Origin of the sequence: Pseudomonas sp. TMW22091 (genome assembly GCF_022496705.1) — a bacterium.
GTDB lineage: Bacteria > Pseudomonadota > Gammaproteobacteria > Pseudomonadales > Pseudomonadaceae > Aquipseudomonas > Aquipseudomonas saxonica.
This window is the reverse complement of sequence record NZ_SCFI01000003.1, coordinates 95,436-108,543: the sequence shown is the minus strand read 5'-3', so window position 1 is coordinate 108,543 and position 13,108 is coordinate 95,436. Positions and strand designations below refer to the sequence as shown.

Below are 13,108 nucleotides of genomic sequence, written 5' to 3'. Positions count from 1 at the left end.
CAGAAATTTAAGGAGAGGCTGTGGAATTTCTTGCCGATTACGCCAGTTTTTTGGCTAAAACCGTAACCCTGGTAATCGCCATTGTGGTGGTGCTGGTCACTGTCGCCGCATTGCGTGGTAGAGGCCGTCGCACGACCGGGCAGTTGCAGGTCAACAAGATGAATGAGTTTTACAAAGGGCTGCGCGACAAACTCGAACAGACCTTATTGTCAAAAGCTCAACTCAAGTCTTTGCATAAGCAACAGGCCAAGACTGATAAAAAGTTGAAAAAACAACCGGAAGATAAACCCCGGGTTTTTGTGCTGGATTTCGACGGTGACATCAAAGCGTCTGCTACTGAAAGTTTGCGCCATGAAATCACAGCCTTGTTGACCCTCGCCACACCCGCTGATGAAGTGGTGCTGCGCCTGGAAAGTGGTGGCGGCATGGTTCACAGCTATGGTCTGGCCTCGTCGCAACTGGCGCGTATCCGCCAAGCGGGTATTCCGCTGACGATCTGCATCGACAAAGTGGCTGCCAGTGGCGGCTATATGATGGCCTGCATTGGGCAAAAAATTATTAGCGCACCTTTTGCGATTCTCGGTTCCATTGGCGTTGTGGCGCAGTTGCCGAATGTGCATCGTCTGCTTAAAAAGCATGACATTGATTATGAAGTGCTGACGGCGGGTGAGTACAAACGGACGTTGACAGTGTTTGGCGAAAACACCGAGAAGGGCCGGGAGAAGTTTCAGCAGGATTTGGACATTACCCATCAGTTGTTCAAGAATTTTGTCGCCAAATACCGCCCGCAACTGGCGATTGACGAAGTGGCCACTGGCGAGGTCTGGCTGGGCGTGGCCGCAGTTGAAAAACAATTGGTTGATGAGCTGAAAACCAGTGATGAATACCTGTCTGAACGCGCTAAAAACGCTCATCTCTATCACGTGCACTACGCGCAGCGTAAAAGTCTGCAAGAGCGTGTCGGGCTCGCGGCAAGCACCTCGGCTGAACACGTAATTGATTCGGTATGGCGCCGTCTGACTCAGCGGTTTTTCTGACAAGCCACTCCCTGGCGCGACAGTGATGTCTCGCCAGGGGCTGTTGGCAAGTAACTTGTTTACGTGTTTATTTTGTGCGGTACATGTTTGTTTTCTAACGTTATATGCTTGCTTGAATAGGCATGTGACTGATCAACTAATTGACTCAATCAGTCTGGGTTATGACTATAAGCTAATGCTTCTATGAATAACTCAGGTTTGTTTTATGGAAAATCCTGTAGAGGCACTAGAAGCGGATTCCACCGCATCTAAAACACTCAGTGTGCAGGAACTGGCCAATACAGAGGCCACTAATCTGCATGAACTCTTTATTGCGCCCCTGCTGCCATCGTGGTTCAAGGATGCGCCCTCGTTTGTTCGTGAAGCATTGCGTGAAAGTATCAGGCAGGGGCAAGTCACTCAGCAGGCTGTCTCGCAAGTTTTGTCGCAAATAAAGCCCATTGAAATTTTTTGCGAGCCGTTATTGAATTCGGCATTGGCTGCACACGGGTGGGGGGCTATAACACCTCGAGCGCATGGTCTTAAAGAAGTTCACCTGCTGAACAATTTGCTGGTTTTTTTGAGTCAGCAACAGTTCAAGCTGGCTGACACGCTCATCCGGTTGCTGTTACCTGACTTATTGGTACCCCAAAGTCTGGAAGTTAATATCGTATCGAGCATTACACATCAAAGTCTGCTACAGGCAGCCATGCAAAATTTTGAGGCCGTACAGACCGAGGTAAATGGTTTTGCCCAGGGATCATTGATTTATAAAGTAGAGGGCGCTTCTGCGCGCATTGCTTCATCTCTGAAACCAGAGGTATTTGCCAGGATTTGTCGCAATCTGGATTTGGGTCAACAGTATCAAACTCACCTGAGTAATATTTTTGCCCCACCCGATGATCGATGGCCCAGTGATGACCCAAGGTCGACACGTTATAAACTAAATTACCTGTTCAGCTTGAATCAACAACATATGTTTGCGTCAGCATTGCATCTTGCCTACATGAAGAAGCAAATGAGTCCGACGAACTATATGTTTATGGTTGATTTGCTGGCCCTTACGAAAATTTCTGCTGCGCAAGGCCATCCCCGGCACAGTACTTTAAAAATAATGGGCTTTGAAGTTCCCGGAATAATTGTGATGTGGCCGGAACGCAAACCCATCGCACAGGTGCAACGCTGCCTGGTGTACTTGCCGCAGGCCCCCGGCCAGTCATTTCATTTATTTCAAACGTTCACGGCCTTCAAGGAGCAATTGCGAGAGTGGCTCCAGGAACCCGGTTTCACGCGTTACTTCGCAAGGCTTGTGCCTTTGCGCCATCGTAGCGAATTCATGCGCAGAATCGACACCAAAAACCTGACACTGGATTCGCTGTTGATTCGACGGCCGCCCATCATCGATGAACCGGCATTGTTTCTAGAGACTCAACATATTCCTCAATCACAACCGCCATTTGAAGTCGCCTGGCGCTTGCAACTTGAGCAAATGAAGGATGATGCGCGCGTATTAGTCGTACCTACAGACGATGAAGACACTAAAAGCCGTGTTACCCGTTTGGCATCGTATTTAAACCTAGGCGTCAGTTTGCTCGGTATCGCTCTGGGTTTTGTACCCATACTGGGTGAGGTGTTATTGGCCGTCAGTGTGGCTCAACTGGGGACCGAAGTGTACGAAGGCATCAAGGCCTGGCGGCGGGGTGATCGTGTACAGGCACTTGAGTACCTGTTTGATATCGTCCAGAACCTGGCCTTGGCAGCGGGTACGGCTGGCGCGGCTAAAGCGTTGAAGCCTTCTGCGGTGGTGGATGGATTAATACCTGTGACGACAGTACAAGGACATAAGCGGTTGTGGGTGCCGGACTTGAAGCCCTATGAGGTGAGAAACATATCGCTTGGGGGTATCAAACCGGATGCTCAAGGCGTGTATTTTTTTGAAGGGCAGTCATATATCAATCTGGAGGGCAAGGTTTACAGGATCAAGGCAGATCCCCTCAGTACACAGAGCTATATCCAGCACCCCAATGATCCCCAAGCCTACACCCCAAAACTGCACCATAACAATCACGGCGCCTGGACTCACGAACTGGATAACCCTCAACTGTGGCGTCGCGAGCAGTTGTGCAGGCGTTTGGGGCCTGATGCACAGGTGCTCTCAAGCCATTCCATGGACGCTGTGTTGCAGGCTTCAAATACAACCGACGACATGCTGCGTGCATTGTTTACAGATAACTTGCCCCTTCCTCCTTTACTCGCAGATAGCATAAAGCGTGCAGGTCTGTGCGAAAGAGTCGAACGTTTTATCCTGCAGATGAAGCAAGGCGTTATTACCGGCTCTGATAATACTGACTTGCAACTGGAACTTCTGACCGAGCTTGCAGGGTGGCCTTCCGGTCAGGTGCTGCGTGTAGTGGATGTAAAAGGCGGGACTGTCAAAGAATACGGCAGTGAACTTGCAGCCATGCACCCACGGATGCAGATAACCGATGCACAGATCAATAACGGGGACTTGCTCAAGACAACCCTGGAGTGTCTTTCTTCAGAACAACGTGCCCAATTATTAGGCGAGGATGTGGTCGGTGTCGACGAGCAGGTTCAGTTGTTGGCACGCACATTGGGCGATCATGCTGAAACGGTAAAACAAAGGTTGGTGACCCGGTTGTACCACGCCAACGAACCTGTCACGCCCTATGTGAATGCAATCACGGATCACTTCTCCGGGTTGCCGGTTTCTGTGATGACTGAGTTGATGAGTCATCTTGCACCTGGCGAAGTGTCCGTTCTTGAACAAACCAACCGCCTGCCGTTGCATGTTCTGGAAGAGGCGCGCAGTTATGTTCAATTCTTGCGTTTGAATCGCGCGCTGGAAGGGCTTTATTTTGAAGGTTTGAGCAATGTTGATACTCAAAAGCTGGCTTGGCACACCATGCAACGTTTGCCGGGCTGGCCAGAGAATTTGAGGCTTGTGATTCGCGACAAGACCACGGGTCAGGAGTTGGACCGGTTGGGTCATGCGTCAGCCCCAAACCGAGTGGAACTTATCAAAAACGCTGACAATTATGAGTTTTTCAGCACTGTCTCTGAAGACACGTACAGCAGCCCTCAACTCTTGAAGTGCGTCGTAAGAGCGCTTTCGCCATCGGCGCGGGCGGCCATGGGCCTGCCGGAGGCTAATGCCGGGCAGGCATTTGCCCATAAAGTGGCCACACTGGCCGCTCATGAGCGCATCAATAGCGCCCAAAAGCTAGGCTTGCAGACGATAAAGCCCTGGTTAAAACCCCCCATGCGCCTGGCGGATGGTCGTATAGGCTACACCTTGGGTGGCCGCTCGGGGCATCTTGTGGATGAAAACAAATCACGGTTACTCAAGAATCTTGTGCTGGAGCTTTATCCCTTGATGACTGAGGTTCAAGCAGGGCAGTTTTTATACCACTTGCGGCTCAGTCCGGCTCTGGCAACCCGGGCCCTCGCGGCGCTCAAGACTCAATTACAGACCTTGCGCATCGACCTCGAACAGTGGGCCTCAGGCCCTGTTTGGAGTCAGCCACACACAGGCCCCAGGGTGCTCATGTCCGCTGCTGAAAAACGTGCAATTGGCCAGCGATTGATACTGGCCTGGAGACGGCAAACGCCCACGATCAATTTTGGCGATCATGTCGGGCATGTACTCGATCTCAATAGTTGGTCTGTCGATAGCTTGCCGGTGTTGTCAGCCGATTTCAGCCATATAAGTGCCCTGCGATTGGCCGACTCTCCCAGCGGCAACCTGCCATTTCATTTTCTGCAACGCTTTCCCAACTTGCGCGTGCTGTCGCTCGAAAATAATCACCTGCGCGAATTACCCTTATCACTGGCCACGCTGGCGCACCTCACAGAACTGAATCTTCAAGGTAACCAGGTAGCATTGAGTTCTGATGCCGTCACGATGTTGTCAGGGCTGAACAAACTTAAATCGCTGAACCTGACGGGCAATCCACTGGGGCGACGAATTTCAGTGGGCCAACTACCGGATCTGGAGGCCTTGCGACTGCGGCATACCCAGATCAGTGAATGGCCTGAAGGTGTGGAAAATCTCACGCGTTTACAGGTTCTGGATTTGCGAGATAACGCAATTATTCATATACCCAGCGAAGTATTGACGCCTCAAAGAGCTGTAATCAATCGTGTGACTAACCTGCATGACAACCCATTGAATGCCGATTCGATTCGCCGTCTTGATATTTATCGGCGTGAACAGGGCATCAATTTAGGTGTTGAAGTGCTTCATACGCATGCGAGGTCGGCCAGAGGCATACTGCACTGGGCTCGCCAGCCGACACTTGATCAAACGCGAATTTGGAATGATTTATCGAGCTTGAGGCAATCAAGATCGTTTTTTCGGGTGCTGGAGGATATGAGTGAATCTGAGCAGTTTTTGCGAACTCAGGATGATCTCACCGAGCGTGTCTGGACAATGCTCACAGCCATGCATGAAAACAGCGAGTTGCGGCGCCGGTCATTCGACATTGCAGCTAACCCGCGAACCTGCCGTGATGGGAGCGCAATGACGTTCGCCAGCCTGGAGTTGCAGCGTCACGTAAGTACTGCTTTGCGTCAGTCCGGTACAGAAGAAGAACTCTTGAAATTGGCACGTGGGCTCTTTCGCCTGGAGTTGCTCGATAAGCATGTCACAGAGGTGATCAATGCTCGTCATGCAGTCATCCTCGCCGAGCAACAGGAGTACGTTGAGCAACTGCAAGCACTTGTTGATGCCGCAAGCCCTGACTTTGCGCCCACTCCCTTGCGTGAAATGAGTGCTGAAGAACAACAAGGTGTTGCCTATCGATTGGGCACACCCGAGGCCCTGAGATTGGCGCCGTTACTCAGTGCAGCAGGATTGCGCAGCAGGTTGGCCCGACACGACCCGCTGGAGATACAAATGTATTACCACATCCAGTTGGCCAATCCTCTGGACTTGCCCGCGCGGCCAACCAGCATGCGTTTTGCACAAATTGCCCAAGTGACGCAGGCCGAGGTTGAAACCGCCCGTGCGTCTGTCGCGCGTCAGGAAACACCTTCGGCATTGAAAGCTTCAATTGAAACACGAGACTTTTGGTACGAATTCTTAGAGAAAAAATACCCAGAGGCCTTCAGTCTGTCTGACGAACCTTTTGCACAGCGTCTGGATGTTTTGTTTTCGCAGCGGCAGGGCCAATCTAACGGCGCCTATCTTGAGAGTTTGAATGCGATCAGAGAAGAGCGTAATCAAGCCAGGCAGGCGCTGATTACCAGGTTGACCACCTCAGAACTGCAGGCGCATCCATTGGCAGGGGCCGTAAATGAGGCTGAGGCTCAGGCAGGGAATTAAGTGAAAGGTTCTGGATCATCCGACCCAGAACCTTTCAAGGTCTCAACGACGGCGGAACAGTGGCATCGGCTCGTCGGTTGAAGACTGGTAGGTCACCGAAAAATCTTTCAGGCCAGCCAGTGCTTCATACGGGTCTTTGTCGGCACGAATGGCAAAGGCGTCAAAGCCGCAGCGGTGCAGGTAGAACAATTGGTCGCGCAGTACGTCGCCAATGGCGCGTAGTTCGCCTTTGAAGCCGTAACGGTCCCGCAGAAGACGGGCGTTGGAGTAGCTGCGTCCATCAGTGAAGGCCGGGAAGTTCAAGGCAATCACCTGGAAGTTCGCCACGTCTTCGCCAATTTCTTCGGCTTCTTCATCGCTGTCCAACCACACACCCAAGCCGCCATCGCGAGCCTTGAGGGCGTGGCCGTGTTCACGCCACATCGCCAGCGGGACGATCAGATCGTCGCAGTTGGATATTTCGTCAAAGCTGGTGTCCTTTGGCACCAAGTGCCAGGTTTCATCAATGACTTCGTTGTTCTTAATTATTCGCTGCATAGACGCGCTCCTTGAAAGGGTCAATGCCGATACGCTGATAAGTGTCGATGAAACGCTCGTCTTCAGTGCGTTGTTCAACGTACACGTCGATCAGCTTTTCGATGACATCCGGCATGGCGTCCTGAGCAAACGATGGGCCGAGGATTTTACCCAAACTGGCATCGCGGCTGGCGCTACCGCCTAATGAGACCTGATAGAACTCGGCGCCTTTTTTGTCGACACCCAGAATGCCGATATGACCGACGTGGTGGTGACCACAGGCGTTCATGCAACCGGAAATGTTCAGGTCCAGTTCACCAATGTCGAACAGGTAGTCGAGGTTTTCAAAACGACGCTGGATCGATTCGGCAATCGGGATGGATTTGGCGTTGGCCAGCGAGCAGAAATCGCCGCCCGGGCAGCAAATCATGTCGGTCAGCAGGCCAATGTTAGGCGTAGCGAAACCTAGCTCTCGCAACTCACCCCACATGGCGAACAACTGGTTCTCTTCAACATCGGCAAGGATGATGTTTTGCTCGTGGGAGGTGCGCAATTGGCCGAAGCTGTAGCGATCCGCCATGTCGGCAATACCGTCCCACTGCTTGTCAGTCACATCACCCGGGGCAACGCCTGTAGGTTTAAGCGACAAGGTTACGGCGACATAGCCCGGCTTTTTGTGAGCCAAGGTGTTGCGCACGCGCCAACGGGCAAAGCCTGGATGCTGCTGATCAAGTTCAGCCAGTTCAGCGCCGAAGTCGGGCAGGGTTTTGTATTCCGGATCGACGAAGTGCTTGGCAATGCGCTGGACTTCGGCTTCGGTCAGGGTGTTTGAACCACCACGCAGGTGAACCATTTCGGCTTCAACGCGCTCGGCGAACACTTCTGGTGTGAGCGCTTTAACCAGGATTTTGATCCGCGCCTTGTACTTGTTGTCACGACGACCATAGCGGTTGTAGACCCGCAAGATGGCTTCGAGGTAGCTCAACAGGTCAGGCCACGGCAGGAATTCGTTGATAAAGGCCCCGATCACCGGGGTGCGGCCCAGACCGCCGCCGACCAGTACTCGGAAGCCCAGTTCGCCGGCATCATTGAATACGGGCTCAAGGCCGATATCGTGAACTTCAATCGCGGCACGGTCAGACGCGGAGCCGTTGATCGCAATTTTGAACTTGCGTGGCAAGTACGCGAATTCAGGATGGAAGGTCGTCCACTGACGTACGATTTCACACCACGGACGCGAATCGATCAGTTCATCGGCGGCAACGCCTGCAAACTGGTCGGTGGTGACGTTACGCAGGCAGTTGCCGCTGGTCTGGATAGCGTGCATTTGCACGGTAGCGAGCTCTTCCAGAATGTCCGGAATGTCTTCCAGCGCTGGCCAGTTGAACTGTACGTTCTGGCGGGTACTGATGTGGGCATAGCCCTTGTCATAGTCGCGAGCAATCTTTGCCATCATCCGCGCCTGGCGCGAAGTCAATTGGCCATAGGGCACAGCGACCCGCAGCATCGGAGCGAAACGTTGAACATACAAGCCATTCTGCAAGCGCAGAGGGCGGAATTCTTCTTCGCTCAGCTCACCGGCCAGGTAGCGTCGGGTTTGATCTCGGAACTGCTTGACGCGGTCCTCGATGATCCGCTGATCGTACTCGTCATATACGTACATATAGGTCCTGTTCTCAGGCTGCTAACAGCTTATCTGCGCGCACGGCCGCGCACTCCCCACGGAGCTGGGCACGATACCAGTTTGTAGTTATGCGCAAAAGTGATGTTTAAGCATATGGACAGAACGAAAACGACTATAAGCGACTGATTCTAAATCCCTTACTTGTGAGAAGGGCATTGCTGGGCTTAACTCAGTGGAGTCTTGAAGCATTCACCCATAAAACCGAAAAAAGGCGATGCGATGAGTACTCCAGTCAAAGTGCGTAAAAGCGACAGCAAAGTCGATGCGTGGGCCATTCTTTTTTTGATAATTCTGGTCGTGGCGACAGCCGTGTACTGGGTGAGTCATCAATAGTCAGACCCCCGCGAAATACAGCACCAGCTTGACGATTGCGAACAATGTCAGAGCAAATACCCCGGTAAACAGCAAACCCAGCAGCAGGAACTGGGCGGGTTTGCCGTGGGTGAAATCGCGTGTCCTGTTTTTTGAGCTTTGCACGCCAAAAGCGGCAGCCATCACGCTGTGCAGGACTTGCCAGAAGGTAGGAGGTTTGTTGTCAGCCGGGTCGCTCATGTCACTCACTCGCGCAGATGGCAGTGGCATGAGTGTAGTTCAGGGCACTTATTGCAGTAGTCGCTGCCGCAGGCTGCGATGGGGGCGTAGCGACTCTGTTTTGACAGAGTCTGCGGCAGCGCTCATGCGTTACGTGGCGGGGGCTTAGTTGTCATACCCCAGGTTCGGGGCCAGCCAACGCTCGGTGACAGACAGGTCCTGATCTTTACGTGCTGTGTAGCTTTCGATTTGATCCTTGTCGACTTTGCCCACCGCAAAATATTGCGCTTGCGGGTGTGCGAAGTACCAGCCGCTGACCGCTGCGGCCGGGAACATGGCGTAGTGCTCAGTCAGGAACACGCCACTTTGGCCTGCACGCATTTCCTCGGCTTCAGGGTCGAGCAACTTGAACAGAGTGGCTTTCTCGGTGTGATCAGGGCAGGCCGGGTAGCCGGGAGCAGGGCGGATGCCGCTGTATTGCTCTTTGATCAGCTCTTCGTTGGCCAGTTGTTCGTCCTTGGCGTAACCCCAGTAGTGGGTGCGAACTTGCTGGTGCAACCACTCTGCACAGGCCTCAGCCAGTCGGTCTGCCAGCGCTTTGACCATAATCGAGTTGTAGTCGTCGCCCGCGTCCTGATAAGCCTTGGCCACTTCTTCGGCGCCGATCCCGGCCGTGGTAATAAAACCGCCCACGTAGTCAGTGACGCCGCTGTCTTTTGGCGCGACAAAGTCGGCCAGCGAGAAATTCGGCTTGCCATCGGTCTTGATGATTTGCTGGCGCAGGTGATGCAGTTTGGCTAACGGCTGGCCGTTGTCGTCGTACAGTTCCAGGTCGTCGTCGTTGATCTGATTGGCCGGCCAGAAGCCGAAGACCGCGCGGGCGCTGATCAGCTTCTCGTCGATCAGTTTTTTCAGCATTTCCTGTGCATCCGCATACAGCGCAGTAGCGGCTTCGCCGACCACTTCATCGGTGAGGATGCGCGGGAATTTGCCTGCCAGATCCCACGAGATAAAGAACGGAGTCCAGTCGATGTATTCGGCCAGCACCTTGAGATCGATGTTATCCAGCACCTTGGCGCCAGTGAAGGTGGGCTTGACCGGCTGGTAGTTGGCCCAGTCGAACTGCGGCTTTTTGGCGATAGATGCCGCATAGCTCAGGCGTTCGGTTCGGGCGCTGCGGTTGGCGGTACGTTCGCGTACTTCAACGTACTCTTCGCGGGTCTTCTCGACGAATGCCGGTTTCAGCTCTTTGGACAGCAATTGTGTTGCCACGCCCACGGCGCGGGAGGCGTCGGTGACGTAAATCACGGCGTCGTTCTGATACTTGGGTTCAATCTTGACTGCCGTGTGGGCCTTGGAAGTGGTCGCGCCACCGATCATCAGTGGCAGATGGAAGCCCTGACGCTGCATTTCGCGGGCTACGTGAACCATTTCATCCAGTGACGGGGTGATCAGGCCGGACAAACCAATGATGTCGCACTTCTGTTCCTTGGCCACTTGCAGGATTTTCTCGGCCGGCACCATAACGCCCAGGTCAACGATGTCGTAGCCATTACAGCCCAGCACCACGCCAACAATGTTCTTGCCGATGTCATGCACATCGCCTTTGACCGTGGCCATCAGAATCTTGCCTTTGGCCTCGGGCTTGTCGCCTTTTTCCAGTTCGATAAACGGAATCAGGTGCGCGACCGCCTGTTTCATCACGCGGGCGGATTTAACCACTTGCGGCAGGAACATTTTACCGGCGCCAAACAGGTCGCCCACAATGTTCATGCCTGACATCAGCGGGCCTTCGATCACTTCGATCGGGCGCTTGAAGGACAGGCGTGACTCTTCGGTGTCTTCCACAATATGGGTGGTGATGCCCTTGACCAGCGCATGCTCCAGACGCTGGTTGACGTCCCAGCTGCGCCACTCTTCGGTCTCGGCTTCTTTGACGCTGCCGTCGCCTTTGTACTTGTCGGCGATCGCCAGCAAGTTATCAGTGGCATCGGGGGTGCGGTTGAGCACCACATCTTCGACAGCATCGCGTAGTTCAGTCGGGATCTGGTCGTAGATTTCCAATTGTCCGGCGTTGACGATGCCCATCGTCAGACCGTTGCGGATGGCGTATAGCAGAAACACCGAGTGAATGGCTTCGCGCACCGGGTTGTTGCCACGGAACGAGAACGACACGTTGGACACGCCGCCGGAGGTCAGTGCATAGGGCAGTTCGTCGCGGATGTAGGCGCAGGCGTTGATAAAGTCCACAGCGTAGTTGTTGTGCTCTTCGATGCCGGTGGCCACGGCGAAGATGTTCGGGTCGAAGATAATGTCTTCCGGCGGGAAGCCCACTTCATTGACCAGAATGTCGTACGAACGTTTGCAGATTTCCTTTTTGCGCGCTTCGGTGTCGGCTTGTCCTGCTTCGTCGAAGGCCATCACGACCACGGCGGCGCCATAACGTTTGCACAGTTTGGCGTGATGGATGAACTGCTCGACGCCTTCTTTCATGCTGATCGAGTTGACGATGCCCTTGCCCTGAATGCACTTGAGGCCGGCTTCGATCACTTCCCATTTGGAGGAGTCGATCATGATGGGCACACGGGAGATGTCGGGCTCGCCGGCGATCAGATTGAGGAAGGTGACCATCGCCTTCTTCGAGTCCAGCATGCCTTCGTCCATGTTGATGTCGATGATTTGCGCACCGGCTTCAACTTGTTGCAGAGCCACTTCCAGGGCTTCGGTGTAGTTGTCTTCACGGATCAAGCGGGCAAATCGCGCAGAGCCGGTGATGTTGGTGCGCTCACCTACGTTGACGAACAGCGAGTTGCGATCAATGGTGAACGGCTCCAGGCCCGACAGGCGGCAGGCCTTGGGAATGTCCGGGATCTGGCGCGGTGCATAACCGGCCACGGCGTTGGCGATGGCCTGGATATGCCCTGGCGTTGTGCCGCAGCAGCCGCCGACAATGTTCAAAAAGCCGCTTTGGGCGAACTCTTCAATGACCTTGGCGGTTTCGGACGGCAGTTCGTCGTACTCGCCGAACTCGTTGGGCAAGCCTGCGTTGGGGTGCGCCGAGACGTAGGTGTTGGCCTTGTTGGACAGTTCTTCCAGGTAGGGGCGCAGCTCGCTGGCACCCAGTGCACAGTTCAGACCCACCGAAATCGGCTTGGCATGGCTGACCGAGTTCCAGAACGCCTCGGTAGTCTGGCCGGACAGGGTGCGGCCGGAGGCATCGGTAATCGTGCCCGAAATCATGATCGGCAGCTCGATACCCAACTCTTCAAATACACCTTGAACGGCGAAGATCGCGGCTTTGGCGTTGAGGGTGTCGAAAATGGTTTCGATCAGGATCAGGTCGGCACCGCCTTCGATCAGGCCTTTGGTGGCCTCGGTGTAGTTCTCCACCAGTTCATCGAAGGTGACGTTGCGGTAACCGGGGTTGTTGACATCCGGAGACAGTGAGCAGGTGCGGCTGGTTGGCCCCAGAACGCCCGCAACAAAACGAGGCTTGTTTGGCGTCTCAAGGGTTTTGGCATCGGCCACCTTGCGTGCCAGACGTGCGCCTTCTACGTTTAGCTCGTAGGCAAGGGCTTGCATGCCGTAGTCGGCTTGAGAAACCTGAGTGGCGTTAAAGGTGTTGGTTTCGAGAATGTCGGCGCCAGCATCCAGATAGGCCTTCTCGATAGAGCCAATAACGTCCGGGCGTGTAAGGACCAGCAGGTCGTTGTTGCCCTTGATATCGCTCGGCCAGTCAGCGAAGCGTGTGCCACGATAGTCGTGTTCCTCCAGACGGTAGCTTTGGATCATAGTACCCATGCCGCCATCGAGAATCAGAATGCGCTCTTTGAGGGCTTGCTGAAGTGCTTGGAGACGAGCGCTGCGGTCAGACATAGGACTACCTGTTTAGAGCCATGCAAAAGATGCCAAAGCATAACAAACCTGCGTGGTATTTGATCACTCGCCGATTTACATGAATTTTGCTCATGTTTAGGCGGGCGCTCCATGGGTAGAATTGCGACACTCTAATAT

6 protein-coding genes are annotated in these 13,108 nt (G+C 53.9%); 2 read left to right on the top strand and 4 right to left on the bottom strand.

All coding sequences use genetic code 11. The features are described 5' to 3' along the window. Positions 1 to 20: 20 nt before the first annotated feature. Positions 21 to 1,037: a protease SohB gene (gene sohB / locus EQV93_RS07025; RefSeq protein ID WP_146386204.1), complete on the top strand. Its 1,017-nt coding sequence runs from the start codon at positions 21 to 23 to the stop codon at positions 1,035 to 1,037. 205 nt (positions 1,038 to 1,242) lie between these two features. Beyond that, positions 1,243 to 6,363 (top strand): NEL-type E3 ubiquitin ligase domain-containing protein, encoded by a 5,121-nt coding sequence (locus EQV93_RS07020; RefSeq protein WP_240891226.1) that lies wholly within the window; start codon positions 1,243 to 1,245, stop codon positions 6,361 to 6,363. A 42-nt stretch (positions 6,364 to 6,405) separates the two neighbouring features. Here the strand turns inward: EQV93_RS07020 and EQV93_RS07015 are convergent, their stop codons facing one another. The 4 genes from EQV93_RS07015 to metH form a co-directional block, all read right to left on the bottom strand. Further along, positions 6,406 to 6,900, bottom strand: a complete 495-nt coding sequence (locus EQV93_RS07015; protein WP_122782688.1) for a DUF934 domain-containing protein — start codon at positions 6,898 to 6,900, stop codon at positions 6,406 to 6,408. After that, a complete protein-coding gene (locus EQV93_RS07010) occupies positions 6,884 to 8,542 on the bottom strand; it encodes a nitrite/sulfite reductase (RefSeq protein ID WP_122782689.1) in 1,659 nt (552 codons plus the stop codon). The genes EQV93_RS07015 and EQV93_RS07010 overlap by 17 nt, the downstream gene beginning before the upstream one ends. Before the next feature lie 354 nt (positions 8,543 to 8,896). Beyond that, positions 8,897 to 9,115, bottom strand: a complete 219-nt coding sequence (locus EQV93_RS07005; RefSeq protein WP_122782690.1) for a DUF2970 domain-containing protein — start codon at positions 9,113 to 9,115, stop codon at positions 8,897 to 8,899. A 144-nt stretch (positions 9,116 to 9,259) separates the two neighbouring features. Further along, positions 9,260 to 12,970 carry a methionine synthase gene (gene metH / locus EQV93_RS07000; RefSeq protein WP_240891225.1) on the bottom strand — a complete coding sequence of 1,237 codons (3,711 nt, stop codon included), beginning with the start codon at positions 12,968 to 12,970 and terminating at the stop codon, positions 9,260 to 9,262. Positions 12,971 to 13,108 lie beyond the last annotated feature (138 nt).